General features: G+C 59.2%; 14 protein-coding genes and 1 tRNA gene. 5 read left to right on the forward strand and 10 right to left on the reverse strand.

Translation table 11 applies throughout. From position 1 onward, the window contains the following. Nucleotides 1–5: 5 nt before the first annotated feature. On the reverse strand, nucleotides 6–1286 hold the full coding sequence (glyA, locus tag V7651_RS16100; protein WP_335613875.1) for a serine hydroxymethyltransferase: 1281 nt from the start codon (nucleotides 1284–1286) through the stop codon (nucleotides 6–8). A 251-nt stretch (nucleotides 1287–1537) separates the two neighbouring features. Between glyA and V7651_RS16105 the strand changes: the two genes are divergently transcribed. Continuing rightward, complete coding sequence (locus tag V7651_RS16105) at nucleotides 1538–1948, forward strand: Ros/MucR family transcriptional regulator (RefSeq protein WP_335613746.1); 411 nt, start codon at nucleotides 1538–1540, stop codon at nucleotides 1946–1948. A 32-nt stretch (nucleotides 1949–1980) separates the two neighbouring features. Here the strand turns inward: V7651_RS16105 and hemA are convergent, their stop codons facing one another. Both hemA and V7651_RS16115 read right to left on the reverse strand, forming a co-directional pair. Beyond that, nucleotides 1981–3198: a 5-aminolevulinate synthase gene (gene hemA, locus V7651_RS16110; RefSeq protein ID WP_035541335.1), complete on the reverse strand. Its 1218-nt coding sequence runs from the start codon at nucleotides 3196–3198 to the stop codon at nucleotides 1981–1983. 109 nt (nucleotides 3199–3307) lie between these two features. After that, nucleotides 3308–4084 (reverse strand): class II aldolase/adducin family protein, encoded by a 777-nt coding sequence (locus V7651_RS16115; protein ID WP_035541334.1) that lies wholly within the window; start codon nucleotides 4082–4084, stop codon nucleotides 3308–3310. A gap of 166 nt (nucleotides 4085–4250) precedes the next feature. Here V7651_RS16115 and V7651_RS16120 point away from each other — a divergent pair, with 166 nt between their 5' ends. Both V7651_RS16120 and V7651_RS16125 read left to right on the forward strand, forming a co-directional pair. Next, complete coding sequence (locus V7651_RS16120; RefSeq protein ID WP_335613747.1) at nucleotides 4251–5018, forward strand: NAD kinase; 768 nt, start codon at nucleotides 4251–4253, stop codon at nucleotides 5016–5018. Nucleotides 5019–5095: 77 nt separating this feature from the next. Then, complete coding sequence (locus tag V7651_RS16125; protein WP_035541332.1) at nucleotides 5096–5683, forward strand: Hpt domain-containing protein; 588 nt, start codon at nucleotides 5096–5098, stop codon at nucleotides 5681–5683. Here V7651_RS16125 and V7651_RS16130 read toward each other — a convergent pair whose 3' ends face one another. Then, nucleotides 5684–6487 carry an NUDIX hydrolase gene (locus tag V7651_RS16130; protein ID WP_335613748.1) on the reverse strand — a complete coding sequence of 268 codons (804 nt, stop codon included), beginning with the start codon at nucleotides 6485–6487 and terminating at the stop codon, nucleotides 5684–5686. Nucleotides 6488–6723: 236 nt separating this feature from the next. On the opposite strand from V7651_RS16130, the gene V7651_RS16135 reads away from it, so the two are divergent. Continuing rightward, nucleotides 6724–7284 (forward strand): EAL domain-containing protein, encoded by a 561-nt coding sequence (locus V7651_RS16135; protein ID WP_335613749.1) that lies wholly within the window; start codon nucleotides 6724–6726, stop codon nucleotides 7282–7284. Here the strand turns inward: V7651_RS16135 and spbR are convergent. After that, nucleotides 7281–8441 carry a SpbR family protein gene (spbR, locus tag V7651_RS16140; protein ID WP_335613750.1) on the reverse strand — a complete coding sequence of 387 codons (1161 nt, stop codon included), beginning with the start codon at nucleotides 8439–8441 and terminating at the stop codon, nucleotides 7281–7283. The genes V7651_RS16135 and spbR overlap by 4 nt on opposite strands. A gap of 153 nt (nucleotides 8442–8594) precedes the next feature. Continuing rightward, the gene (gene tig, locus V7651_RS16145; protein WP_035540612.1) at nucleotides 8595–9932 is read right to left on the reverse strand and encodes a trigger factor; all 1338 of its coding nucleotides are present in this window, start codon (nucleotides 9930–9932) and stop codon (nucleotides 8595–8597) included. A gap of 333 nt (nucleotides 9933–10265) precedes the next feature. Here tig and V7651_RS16150 point away from each other — a divergent pair, with 333 nt between their 5' ends. Continuing rightward, nucleotides 10266–11006: a DJ-1/PfpI family protein gene (locus V7651_RS16150; RefSeq protein ID WP_335613751.1), complete on the forward strand. Its 741-nt coding sequence runs from the start codon at nucleotides 10266–10268 to the stop codon at nucleotides 11004–11006. Nucleotides 11007–11080: 74 nt separating this feature from the next. Here V7651_RS16150 and V7651_RS16155 read toward each other — a convergent pair. The 4 genes from V7651_RS16155 to V7651_RS16170 form a co-directional block, all read right to left on the reverse strand. Next, nucleotides 11081–11165: transfer RNA gene (locus V7651_RS16155), tRNA-Leu, on the reverse strand. Nucleotides 11166–11228: 63 nt separating this feature from the next. After that, a complete protein-coding gene (locus V7651_RS16160; protein WP_035540610.1) occupies nucleotides 11229–12671 on the reverse strand; it encodes a bifunctional ADP-dependent NAD(P)H-hydrate dehydratase/NAD(P)H-hydrate epimerase in 1443 nt (480 codons plus the stop codon). Between the two features lie 9 nt (nucleotides 12672–12680). Then, nucleotides 12681–13220: a histidine phosphatase family protein gene (locus V7651_RS16165; protein ID WP_035540608.1), complete on the reverse strand. Its 540-nt coding sequence runs from the start codon at nucleotides 13218–13220 to the stop codon at nucleotides 12681–12683. Beyond that, on the reverse strand, nucleotides 13217–13939 hold the full coding sequence (locus tag V7651_RS16170; protein WP_241767065.1) for a Coq4 family protein: 723 nt from the start codon (nucleotides 13937–13939) through the stop codon (nucleotides 13217–13219). The genes V7651_RS16165 and V7651_RS16170 overlap by 4 nt, the downstream gene beginning before the upstream one ends. Between the last annotated feature and the right edge of the window lie 246 nt (nucleotides 13940–14185).

Consider the following 14185-nt stretch of genomic DNA (forward strand, 5'->3'; position numbering starts at 1 on the left):
GCGGATCAGGCTCCCAAACCGTTATAGATCGGGAACTGAGCTGTCAGTGCTTTGACTTCGGCGCGGACCTTGTCCTCGGTTGCGGAACTGTCGCCAGCCGCAACGGCATCAACAACTTCACCGATCCAGTTGCCGATCTGGGTGAACTCGTCTTCGCCGAAGCCGCGCGTTGTGCCCGCTGGCGAGCCGACACGGATACCGCTGGTAACGGTTGGCTTGGCAGGGTCGAATGGCACGCCGTTCTTGTTGCAGGTGATGTAGGAGCGCTCGAGTGCCTGTTCGGCGTCACGCCCAGTCACGTTTTTCGGACGCAGGTCGATCAGGGCAAGGTGCGTATCGGTGCCGCCGGAGACAACATCGAGGCCGCTGGCCTTGCAAGCCGCTGCCATGGCACGGGCGTTTGCCACGACCTGTTTGGCGTATGTCTTGAACTCGGGCGTCAGCGCCTCACCGAAGGCAACCGCTTTGGCCGCGATGACATGCATCAGCGGACCGCCCTGAATGCCCGGAAAGATCGCGGAATTGATCTTCTTGGCGAGCGCTTCGTCATTGGTAAGGATCATGCCGCCGCGCGGGCCGCGGAGCGTCTTGTGCGTGGTCGTTGTCGCAATGTGGGCGTGGTCGAGCGGGTTCGGATGGACGCCGCCGGCCACGAGGCCTGCGAAGTGGGCCATGTCGACCAGGAACAATGCGCCGACTTCATCGGCAATCTCGCGGAAACGCTTGAAATCGATCTCGCGGGGATAGGCGGAACCGCCAGCGATGATCATTTGCGGACGGTGAGCTTTGGCGAGGCGTTCGACTTCGACGAAATCGATGCGGTCGTCTTCACGGCGCACACCATATTGAACGGCGTTGAACCATTTGCCCGACTGGTTTGGCTTGGCGCCGTGGGTCAGGTGACCACCGGCATCGAGGCTCATGCCGAGAATGGTGTCGCCCGGTTTGAGCACAGCGTTGAAGACACCCTGGTTTGCCTGGCTGCCCGAGTTTGGCTGGACGTTGGCAAATTCACATCCGAACAGCGCCTTGGCACGATTGATTGCAAGGTTCTCGGCAACGTCGACGAATTCGCAACCGCCATAATAGCGCTTGCCCGGATACCCTTCGGCATACTTGTTTGTGAGAATCGAGCCTTGGGCTTCAAGCACCGCTTTTGAAACAATATTTTCAGAAGCAATCAACTCGATCTGATGTTGCTGGCGCGACCGCTCGTCGGCTATCGCTGCAAACAATTCAGGATCCGCTTCCGGGAGCGATGTACTAAAGAATCCGCTCGTCACCATCTGGGCCGGAGCCGCCGTATCCGCCATGAGAATCTCCTGTTTCAGGGGTCAGCACGTCTTTACGCCGCCTGCCTCCTAGCTGCAACCGTGGCAAACTGCTGCAAACAAGCCCGTTTCACATTCCGTTTGCTCTAGTGGCTCGACGAATATTGTGCCCGTTTACTTTAATCTATATGGTATTACAGCTTGCCTAGGCGGATGTTCTTAGCAACTAGGAGCAAAGTTTTACTAGAAAGAGGCAAGGCAGACGCATGAGCAACATAGACGATACGGATGTGCTGGATATGACGGCAAGTATCGTCACGTCATTTGTTGCCAATAATTCGGTAGCCGCGTCCGAACTGCCGGCACTCATCAAGACGGTTCACGGCACGATCCTTGATCTGTCCACCGGCGGCGCGCAACCGGCCGATATATTGGAACCTGCTGTATCTATTGCGAAATCTGTGACCCCGGAATACCTTGTTTGCCTGGAAGACGGCCGCAAACTCAAAATGCTAAAGCGGTATCTGCGGTCACGCTATGACATGACGCCTGAGGAGTACCGGGCACGCTGGAACCTGCCAGCAGACTATCCGATGGTCGCGCCGAACTATGCGAAGCTTCGTTCACAGCACGCCAAAGACATCGGCCTCGGCAAGAAGAGGTCGACCGATACTTAAATTATACAATATACTCTAAGTAAAAACCGACGCTACGCCGCTTTGTCGAGGCCCAGTTGCTTCCATACGGCGAGAATTGCCGCAACCAGTTCATCCATCATCGCACCATCATGCACAGGGCTTGGCGTGAAGCGGAGGCGCTCGGTGCCACGCGGGACGGTCGGATAGTTGATGGGCTGCACATAGATCCCGAAGTCGAAGAGCAATGTGTCTGACAGCGCCTTGCAACGCTCAGGGTCTCCGACCATCAGGGGCACGATGTGAGATGGCGAATCCATCACTGGAAGGCCTGCGTCCGCAAATTTCTTCTTCAGAAGCGCTGCATTCTCCTGATGGAGGCTACGCAGCCGACGTCCCTCGTCCGTCCGCAGCTTGGACACGCTGGCAAGCGCGCCCGCAGCCATGACCGGACAGGTCGACGTCGTGAAGATAAAGCCGGACGCCATTGAGCGGATGGAATCGATCACTGTCTCATGGCCGGCAATATAGCCACCCATGACACCATAGCCCTTAGCAAGCGTGCCTTCGATAATGTCGATCCGGTCAGCAAGGTTCAGCATCTCGGCTACCCCCGCCCCGTTCTCGCCGTAGAGCCCCATAGCGTGGACTTCGTCGAGATAGGTCAGCGCGTTGAATTCGTCAGCCAGGTCGCAAATCTCTTGCATGCGACCGAAATCGCCGTCCATCGAGTAGACGCTCTCAAATGCGATCAGTTTCGGACGCTCGGGATCATCGAGTTCGAGCAAGGCACGCAGGTGGTCGACATCATTGTGACGGAAGATACGCCGGTCAGCGCCGGACCGGCGAATACCCTCGATCATGGACGCATGATTGAGCGAGTCCGAATAGATGATCAGTTTTGGCAGGATCTTGCCCAGTGTCGAAAGCGTCGCCTCATTGGACACGTAGCCCGAGGTGAACAGCAGGGCCGCGTCCTTCTGATGAAGGTCAGCCAGCTCACGTTCCAGATCGACGTGGTAGCGAGTCGTGCCCGAAATATTGCGCGTACCACCTGAACCGGCGCCGAAGCTGTCGATTGCCGTGTGCATGGCACTGATGACGTCTTCGTCCTGGCCCATGCCCAGATAGTCGTTCGAGCACCAGATGGTCACTTCACGCTCGCCATCCTCAAAGCGCGCAATGGCCTTCGGAAACTTGCCGCGCTGCCGCTGCAAGTCGATGAAAACGCGATAGCGGCCTTCACCATGAATTTCGCCGAGGGCGTCTTCGAATGCTTTGAGGTGTTTCATGGCAATAGGTCGCCTTTGGACAAGAACTGGCGTTTAGATAATCCGGCAACCGCCGTTTGATAATCCTCAACTACGACAAACGCTGTATTTGTCGCATACGGGAAATCCCCTAGGAATCATATCCGGGCGACTGGCGATCCAGTTTGCGCAGCAGAGCAGGCCATGCGAGCCGGTTGGCGAGCACCTTTGTGCCCTCCGGATTGCTCTGCCCCTTCACCACGTTCTGCACGTCTTCAGACGCCATGATGACGCCATCACGGCCAGCCGAAAGCGCGCGAACCTGCATCGTGCAGGCACGCTCAAGGAAGAACATGCGCAGGAATGTTTCGGCTGCTGTGCCGCCAACGGCCATCGTGCCGTGATTGTACAGAAGCATCGTGTTCTTGGTGCCAAGATCAGCGACGAGTCGTTCGCGCTCGCCAAGGTCCAGCGCGACGCCTTCATAGTCGTGATAGGCAAGATCGTGGCGCACCAGCATGGATGTCTGGCTGAGCGGCATCAGGCCGTCCTTCTGGCATGAGACGGCAACGCCATCATCGGTGTGGAGGTGCATGACAACATGGGCATCGTCACGTGCGGCATGGACTGCCGAGTGGATCGTGAAGCCTGCCGGATTGATGAAATACTCGGTTTCCTGAATGACGTTGCCGTCGAGGTCGATCTTCACAAGCGATGACGCGGTGATTTCTTCGAACAGCATGCCATAGGGGTTGATCAGGAAGTGGTGATCGGGGCCGGGCACACGGTGGGAAATGTGGGTGAAGATCATGTCGTCCCAGCCATGCAGGGCCACGAGACGGTACATGGCTGCGAGATCAACCCGCGCTTTCCACTCCTCTGCGCTCACAGAACCGCGTAGATTGATACTTTGGGCGCCATCGGCCATATCGCATTCCTCCATGTTTTCGTGCGAAACTACCGGAAAATCCCGGCTTACGCCAGTTAAACCTGACACAGGCGTCACCTGAATGCGCCTAAAGCCCCGGTCTATCAGGCATGCATTTCGTCGAAATCCTTGACGATTCCACCAACGCCGCCGACATGTGACCGGCATGAACCAGCTACGCCTCTCATTTTTCGCCTCCAAGCGCCCCGAAGCACAGGACGCGCTTCCCGAACTCGTCCGGCGCTACGGTCAGGTTCCCGAAGCAGAAGCAGACGTCATCGTTGCCGTCGGCGGTGATGGCGCGATGCTCGATACGCTGCGTCGGCGTTTCCAGGACAACAAGCCGGTCTATGGCATGCATCGGGGCACGGTAGGCTTCCTGATGAACGACTACAGCCTCGACGGTCTGGTCGACCGTATCAACGCGGCTGAGCGGGCGAGCCTCGTGCCCCTGCGCATGATTGCGACGGACATTCATGGCGAAGAGCATAGCGCCCTTGCCATCAATGAAGTGTCGCTGTTGCGGCAGACAGCCCAGTCGGCGCGGCTGAAAATCACGGTTGATGATCGCATGCGCATGGAAGAACTGACATGCGATGGCGTGATGGTGGCGACACCGGCGGGCTCTACGGCCTACAATCTGTCTGCCCATGGTCCGATCCTGCCCATTGGCGCGAACCTTCTCGCGCTGACCCCGGTGAGCGCTTTCCGTCCACGCCGGTGGAAGGGTGCTCTTCTGCGCCATGATGCGACGGTGACGATCGATGTGATCGCTCCGGATCGACGGCCTGTTGCGGCGGCTGCCGACAATCAGGAAGTGCGTGACATCAAGCATGTCCTCGTGCGGGAAAGCCGGGAAACGCGCCTCACCATGCTGTTTGATACCGGCCACGCGCTGGATGAGCGCATACTGCGTGAGCAATTTGCCTTCTGAGACAGACACCCCTGTTTGTCAGCGGTTTTTTAAGAGTTGGCGCCTAGCATCGCTTCAAAGATCGGGACGATGCGACAATGAAAAAGCTGATTGGCAAATGGCTTAACGCGAAGAGCGGCAAGGCCGACGAAACCAAGCAGATTGCGACGCCGGACATTTCGCGCGTTATAAAGATGCCGCCCGCGCCGCCTGTTACTGCAGCTGAAATACCTGCGCCTGCCCACGCGCCGGAGCCACAACACGAGCCTGAAACGGCCGATCCTGACGACCTTGCAGATCGCGCTGAAGCCGCTGTGGACGCGATGGCATCCCAGTTCGATGCCTGGATGGAAGCAGACCTCGATCGACTCACGGATGCCTGGCGGCAGGCAAAGCAGCCCGGCGCTACGCCTGAAGCCTACCGCACCGTCTTCATGTGCGCCCACAACATCCGGGGCGCTGCCGGATCATACGGCTACCCGGCCATCTCCCGGCTGTGCGGATCGCTTTGCAACCTGTTGGGTGAGACACATCCGGGCGAAAATGCTGCGCTGATAAACCTGCACATCGAAGCCTGCCGGGCAGCCTTTATCGGCGCGGGCAAAGGCGACACATCGCAGTCCATGGCAGATGCCGTATGCGATGCCCTGGAACAGAGCGTGGCCGCCAAGGCCGGTCACAAATAGTCAGACATTCACGCGCGACAAAAGCTCGATCATCTGCCCGTAGCCAGCCTCTTCCGGAATGAACAGGCAGGGCTGGCCTGATTCATCCTTGCCCGCCTTCGGCAAGACGGACACGACTTCTTCAGAGCCAAAGCGCGATGCCGCATCTGCGACAGACGTTGCCCGGGCCAGCTTCACAAGGTTCATCCGTGTGGGGAAAATTATGGTCGCCTGCTCCGCCAGCTCCATGTCCAGCGCTTCCTGCGCGCCCAGCCAGACAGCATCGGTGGTCTCGCGACCATCATGCGCAGCGATCTGATCTGCTGGCGCAGGCGCGATGTAGAAATGGGTGTCGAAGCGCTTGGGCATCATGTCCGGCGTGATCCAGTGGCCAAAGTGGATGAGGCTGTCCAGCGCCAGCACGAGATCATTGTCGCGCATCAATTCGAGAAAGCTCTCTTCACGCCGGTCAACCGGTCCGCGATGCGGCGCAAGGCGCTCAGACACGGCCGGACCGACGAGAGTCGCCCCCGGCCCTCGCTGGCTTGAATGACGCGCAAGCAGGAGACCGGATTCCTCGAAGGCCTCACGGACAGCTGCGATCCGCGCGTCCTGCTGGACGGGCCCGAAGTCACCATCCGTGAAAGCGTCCCAGGCAGGGTCGGAATCCTCTTCGTTCGCCTTGCCACCCGGAAAGACAAGTGCGCCGGCCGCAAAATCTATCTGGTAATGGCGCTTCACCATCAGGACCTGTGGCACCTCTTCACCATCGCGAATGATCAGGACGGTAGCCGAAAGGCGGGGTTCTGCTGGGGTCTGGGACATTGAGGTAACCTCGATTGGTCAAATTTCCGGAAAATGCGGACGATTATCTGCGCGTGATGTTCAACTCTCGCCCTTAGGGAAGGCAAGAGACAAGATCAGGAAAGGAAACAGGCATGCGCGCCATTCAATCTCCGCTGGACCGCCAAAGCCGCCTTTCCCCTCCCCCCACATTACGATTTCATTCCGTTGTGCACCTGCTGAGCGGCGACCCGCTGGGACAGGTTTGTGAAACGCCGATGGCATTCGAAGAACGCGTGGCGTTTGGCCCGCGCACCATGCCGAACGAAGTGGCCAACCCGGCAAAGTGGCTGTCTGAACAGCTGATTCGCATCGCTACCGCCACACACGGACAGCCAGATGCGCTGCGCCCTATCCTGGTGCCTGCGCCGCTTGCATCGCTTGCCCACGCGAATACAGCCGTTGCCTGTGACGCCGCCATTAGGCGAACATCCCTCTGCCCGCAGGAAATCTGCCTTGAGTTTGCTGATGCAGCGTTTGCCGGCGGCGTCGCTGACTATGTCAGCCGCGTCAGCCTGCTCCGCCGTCATGGATTCCGGGTCGCGATCGACATGCGCAAGTCATGGCAAACGCCGCTCAATGATTCGCTGCGGCTTCTTGTCGATACGATCCGCGTAGATGCGCGCACGCTGGACGCCAATCCTGACCTGCTCGATATCATCGAGGTAGCGGATGCCTCGGGCGTGCTTATCGTTGCCGAGAATGCCCACTGGCGTGACGGTGAATACCTGGCGAACCTCGGCATTCACGCGGCGACACACCCGAAGGCCGACGCCTAGGCCGCGTCGAACTCGCTCTCTTCTTTCTCGCTCTCGGCCATGGCTGAATAATAGTCGAGCTTGTCGAGAAGATATTCCAGATCGTCTTTCGGAATGGCCTGAAACTGGGTCAGCACCCGCTCAATCATCCGCGCCCTGAAGCGTGCCCGATCATTCGGGCCACCATCATGGGACGTCTCATGAAACACGTTCACGGCAGCCCGGAAAGCTGGCAGCATCTTTCGGGGCAGACCCGCCCGGTCAAACACAGCCTGCAGCCCCAGCGGACCGGCATCATGGATCATCAGCCAGACGCGTTGGTGGCCGACACCTGACAGCTCTGCAAGTGCATGCTCGACGAACGGCATCTGGCCACAGCAGAGCGCGCGCATGATCAGCGAGTGCCCCAGGCGACCATTCAGATTCAGCTGAGAGACAAAGCGCCCGAGGTCCTGCGTGCGGCCCGCCTGCTCGACCAGGTCGATCGTAGCGCGTTCGCGCGCACTGCCGGCAAGGTCGATGGCCATCTGGGCGGGCAACTCATGCTTGTTGACCAGCATGTCGAACATCTGGCCGGATACCAGCGACACCATTTTCTCGGCGATATGGGTCGGGATGAAATCCCGCTTGATGAGTCCGGCCTGTACAACTTCGTCCTGCCCAAAGCGGCGAAGCGTATCGTCATAGGCCTTGTCGCTATATTCCGCGCCTTCATTGCGCGACATGACCCGAACGGCTTCGACAGCGCCATGCTCCGAAATGACTTCCGTCAGCGTGATGGACAGGGAATCGCGATTGGCGATTGCCGCCTGCTTTGCGGCCGTCACGGCAAGAACCAGTTCAATCAGGTCCTCATCCGTGAAGACGGGCGAATCCTGAAGCACAGGAATGGCGACGGCCTCGATATCGCGCGCCAGCTTCAGCGCGATATCGCGCGGCAGGATGGGTGAATTGCGCAATGTAACGGCGAGCGTGCGGCGTACGAGATCGGCAGCGTCATCTGCAAGGATGGCCATGATCTCTTCTGCGAAGGCTTTTTCGCGGTCGCTCAGGACATCAAGCGCAATCCGGCGGCAAACCCGGTGCGCCACCGAGGCGCGCTGCTCGGGCGTTTCGCCCCGCATCAGGCGCTCGATATCCTGCTCGGTCAGTTGCGGTCGGATGCTCTGAACGCTCATGGGCCCCTATTCCTTCAGAATCGATGTCGTTGAACTTCGCTGAAGGCGGTTAACACAGCGTTTACTATCGTGTCAGGGGCTGCGCTGAACGCAAAACGCCGGACTTCTGAAATGAAGCCCGGCGCCTTTGAATTCTGAAGGAATTTGGGAAGACTAGTCTTCGTCTTCCTTGAACAGGTCTTCGCGGGAGACGGTTTCATCGTTCACCGTGGCCGTGGCCAGGATGTGGTCAACAACCTTGTCCTCATAGATCGGTGCGCGCAGCTGAGCCATCGCGTTCGGGTTCTTCTGGAAGAACTCGACCACCTGACGCTCCTGGCCCGGATACTGGCGAGCTTCGGCGATCAGGGCCTGCTGGACTTCCTGCTCCGTGATGCGGACATCGGCCACACGACCGATTTCAGCCAGCACGAGACCAAGGCGCACGCGGCGCTCGGAAATCTTGCGGTACTCGTCTTTCAGATCGTCTTCCGACTTGGCCTTGTCCTCATCGGACACGCGGCCGGCGTCCATTTCGGTTTGCAGCTGCTGCCAGATCTGGTTGAACTCCTGCTCAACCATGTTTGGCGGCAGGTCGAAGTCGTGGGCTTCGTCGAGCTTGTCGAGCAGGTCACGCTTCGCCTTGGCGCGCGAGGCACCGTCATGCTCGGCCTTGATCTGGTCCTTCACGAGGCCCTTGAGCTGGGCGAGGTCTTCAAGGCCGAGGCCTTTTGCGAAGTCGTCGTCGAGTTCCGGCGTCTTGGGAGCGCGGACTTCGTGAACGGTCACTTCGAACACGGCTTCCTTGCCGGCGAGATCAGCGGAAGGGTAGTCTTCCGGGAAAGTGACGTTCAGTTCTTTTTCTTCGCCCGTCTTCACGCCGAGAAGCTGTTCTTCAAAGCCCGGGATGAAGCGGTTCGCGCCCAGAACGACGGATTGCTGCTCTGCCGCGCCGCCTTCAAAGGCAACGCCGTCGACCTTGCCGACGAAGTCGATGACGACAGCATCGCCATCCTTGGCTTTCGCCGTCTTGGCACGGGGTTCGAACTGGGTGTTTTGCTCGGCGATACGGCCAAGGGCCTCATCGATCTGCTCGTCGGACACTTCAGCAACAGGGCGCGTGATCGTCAGGCTGGTAATGTCGGCTGGCGTGAACTCGGGCATCACGTCGATATGCATGTGGTAGGCAAGGTCAGCCTCGCCCTTCACAATGGCTTCCATGTCGCCATCGAGATGAACGTCAGGCTGGCCGGCAGGGCGCAGTTCGTTCTCTTCGAGCGCCTTCTGGTTGGTGTCTTCGACCAGTTTGTTGATCAGTTCGCCCATAAGGTCGCGACCGAACATCTTGCGCACATGGGCCGCAGGCACCTTGCCTGGACGGAAGCCCTTGAGGCGCATGCTTGGGCGGATTTCTTCAATCCGCTCATCAAGCTTTGTCTTGAGTTCGCTCGCCGGAACCTTCACTTCGAATGTGCGGCTAAGACCTTCTGCCTTGGTCTGGGTAACTTGCATGGGTTTATTCATCCGTTTTTATTGGCGTCGCGAGGCAAAAAGCACGCTGGAAGCTGTGAGAAACCTGTCTGAAGGCGCGGCTTATGTCATACGCGAAAGCGCCTGTCCACGCAGACTCTGCTGGATCGCCTGCATGGGCTGGGGAACGGGGCGAATGATATGTCACTCTCATGTTATCTATGTGAACCAATTCCGAAAATGACGGGGGCGTGCAGGTGTTGCCGATTGTGCCACAATTGCGGTCAAACCGGCGCCTTGGCGCTATTGCTGGCTGCTTGTCCTTGGGTTTGGAATTCCTCAGGCCCAGGGTCTTTTGGCAAGTGGAGATCCCAGATGAGACGAGTTACCCTATTCGCCGCCGTTCAGGTCGCTGCGACACTTCTATTTGTCGGCGCGCCTCAGGCTCTTGCGCAGTCGGTTGAGACGCCGGCCAGCGCTGTACCGGCACCCGCAAAAGCCCAGAAGACCAAGAAACTCGCTATTGTGCTTTTCCCCCGCTACGAAACGCTCGATGTATTCGGGCCTGTGGAAATGTGGGGGCGGCTGGACGACTATGAAGTCGTTACGGTCTCCGAGCATGGTGGCTCCGTTACTTCGGCGCAGGGCATCGAGACCGTAACCAATTATTCGTTCGAGGATGCACCTCAGTTCGAGATCATCATGATACCCGGCGGCATGGGCACGCGCACGGAGGTGAATAACCCCGCCATGCTCGAATTCCTGCGCAATCAGGACAAAGGCACCGAGTACACCACATCGGTATGCACGGGATCTGCTGTTCTGGCCAAAGCCGGACTGCTGGACGGCCACAAGGCGACCTCGAACAAGATGGCGTGGAAATTCGCCACCAGCCAGGATGACGACGTGCTCTGGCAGAGCCGCGCGCGCTGGGTTGAGGACGGCAAGTACATCACATCGTCCGGCATTTCGGCCGGGACCGACATGGCTCTAGGGCTTGTTGCCAAGATTGATGGTCGCGAGAAGGCCGACTACGTCGCCAAGACGGCAGAGTACATCTGGAATGACGACCCATCGAACGATCCATTCGCTGTGGACGAGGCCAGTGCGAATTAAGCCCGGAGGCCATCGTTCAAACCGGCGTCTCACTGACGACCGGAATGGACGATGCCATCAATTTTTGAAGGTAGTGGTGCGGATAAGAGGACTCGAACCTCCACGCCTTGCGGCGCTGGAACCTAAATCCAGTGCGTCTACCAATTCCGCCATATCCGCGCAGCGCGCTTCCTACGCGAGGCAGGCCGCTCTATCAACCGTAAAGACCATTCAGGTGTATTTTCAGGCGATCTCGCCGTGGAGCGCACTCAGGATGTCCGGCACATGACGCTCCAGGTCTTCTGAGATCAGGCCGGCGCCGACGCGCCTGCCCGCTTCGCCGTGCACCCAGGCGCCCATCGCGGCCGCTTCAAGCGTCGGCATGCCCTGCGCCATGAAGCCCGCAATCAGGCCCGCGAGCACATCACCTGCGCCTGCTGTCGCAAGCCAGGGCGTTGCATGAGTGTTCACGATGGCACGCCCGTCTGGCGCGGCAATGACCGTGTCGGCTCCCTTGAGCAAGACGACACAGCCGGCATCACGCGCCGCCTTGCGGGCGACCTCGATCTTGTTGACCCCAGTTTCGGCGAGATCGCCGAACAGCCGTTTGAACTCGCCCATATGCGGGGTCATGATATCGTGCGGGCGCAGGCGCTTGAAGAGCGAGGCTGGCGCGCTGTCGAACACGGTGAGCGCGTCCGCATCCAGCAAGACACGCGACTGCGATTTGAGGAGTGCCTCGACATTGGCGCGTGTGGCTGGGGTGATCCCCGCCGCAGGCCCGATAACCATGACCTGCGCCTGCTTTGCAGCCGCCTCAAGGTCACTTGCCCCATCAAAGACCTGCAACATGACGGCCGTAAGGTGGCTGGCATTCACCGTCATCGCACCGGGAGGCGACATGACGGTCACAAGTCCGGCGCCGGCGCGAAGGCCGGCCGTGGCGGAGAGCCGCGCAGCACCCGTCGCTGAGGCGGGACCGCTCACCACTTTGAGGTGGCCACGCTGGTGCTTGTATCCGTCCTGCCCTGGCCGCGGCATGACGCCCGCCCACAGCATGGGGCTGTTCTCAAAAGCCTGGCTCTGAACGGGAATACCGATGTCAGCCGCTGCTACGAGCCCGCAATAGGCTGCGCCTGGCTGGAGCAAATGGGCCGGACGCAAGCCGGCAAACGTGATCGTGCCTTCTGCCCGGAAGCAAGGGCCAAGCGGTTTGGCTGTCAGGCCGTCGATGCCCGAAGGCACGTCAACCGACACGACCCGGCCGCCTCGCTCGGCAAGCGCAGCTGCTGCGCCCTCCAGCGGCCGTGACAGGCCACCGCCAAACAGAGCATCCAGAACAATGTCATGAGGCGCTTCAAGCGCCTGCTCCAATGGCCGGACATCGCCCTCCCACAGCGCCGCAGCTTTTGCGGCATCTCCCGTTAGCGCGTTCTTTTCGACGAGACAGAAGACTTCGACATCGCGCCACAGTTTTGCGAGACGCGCGGCCGCAATAAAGCCGTCGCCCCCGTTGCCGCCGGGGCCGCAGAGGACCTGCACTTTTCCCTCTGGCCAGCGCGCATGAAGGAATTCCGCAACTGCCGTCCCGGCGCGCATCATTACGTCAAAGCTGCTGGTGCCTGCCTTGAATACCGCCTGTTCGGCGGCAACCATTTCCTGCGGAGTAATAATCGGTCTGCCCATGGGGCGACCTCATAACACGCGTGTTGCGGATTCGCTTCCATATTCAGCAACTGAAAGCACGCCATTTTGACGCTTTAGTCGCGTCACCGAGCAATGCCCCGGACGGAAAACAACAACGCGCGAATCCTGATCAATCAAGCCAACCAAGGCGTTGATCGCAACGAAATGCGAAAAGACGACTGTCTCGTCAGGAAGACCTGACACGAAGGCGAGCATGGCTTTCCGCCACGCGGTGAAGTCGTGCGACCCAGCATCCCAATCGCCCGACATGAGCGTTCGCAGCCACGTCACGCGATCGCCGACATCGTCAGGCGTATCGATCTCAGAGACTTCCGGCGCGACCTGCGCAACAAGGCCCATCCGGCGCTCGAACGGCAAGGCCGTTTCACGACACCTTAACATGGGGCTGCAGACCGCCGTGCTGGCACCTGCTTCAATCAGGATGTCGGCGACAGCCTCAGCCTGTTTCTGCCCAAGCTCGCTCAGGCCGGGATCGGGATGATCGCCCCAAGTGGCGGCGGCCTCTCCGTGACGCACAAGGTAAATCACGCGGCAGCCTGAAATTCATTTGGCGCAAGGCCGATCTGGTCAATCACCAATCCCTCGGCCTGGCATACGTCCAGCGCGCGAAGGTAGGCAGTCGGTTTAGCAATATTGAGGCGCTTACGCGCAGCGTTCAGCGGTTCGTGCATGAGAGCGAATATGTCCTCGCGTATAATTTTTGATGCGGCAGCGCCGTTGCGCTTGCCTTCCCGGAAGCAATCCATGACCCGCGCCTCTTTTGGCACGGATTTCATGATCTGGCGCGTTCCGACGAACGAAATGAAGATCACACCCAATCCGGGAGTCTGACTGTAAGTGAAAGCCAGCAGGCTGGCCTCGCCCAGCGCATCCCGGCCATAACCGGACAGTACGTGAAACAGGTCGTGGGTATCGCGCAGGCGATTGCCATACCAGAGCATATCGTCATCGAAATCGCGTACGGCGCCGCGGAATTTCTCGCTCTCCTCGACAAGCCCCTTGGCCGAGAGGCCTTCGCGCTCCATGAAGTCCATATAGGCGCGCCCGACTGTGCCTTCAGGCAATTCACGAATCCACACGTGATCATCAAGCAGCGGCGGAAGGAATTCGCGCTTGTCCAGCAGCGCCTTCCCCTCAGGACTTTCCACGAATTTATAGAAGTTCTTTTCGAACGAGCGCCCGTTGAGCGCCTCGATGATGTGGAATACCTGTTCGGTATCCTCCTTGTCGGCTATCAGCCGCTGCATGTGTTTCCATGCTTTCAAAGGCCGAAACTTCGCGGGTCGACGATCAGGATGAACAAAAATCTGGGTCATTTATTTCAGTGCTCGCTCAACGTAGGCCTGCAAATAGCATGATCGCCCGAATATTAAAAGTGACGCTCGCGTCACGTTTATGGCGGAGATCACGCCATTCGGTGACCAATTCGCAGGCAGCGACGTCCATTTTTTGACCACCCGCTTTGATCCCCCCCACCTTTCCGTATGTTGTAC

Origin of the sequence: Hyphomonas oceanitis, from assembly GCF_036964545.1 — a bacterium.
Lineage (GTDB): Bacteria > Pseudomonadota > Alphaproteobacteria > Caulobacterales > Hyphomonadaceae > Hyphomonas > Hyphomonas oceanitis.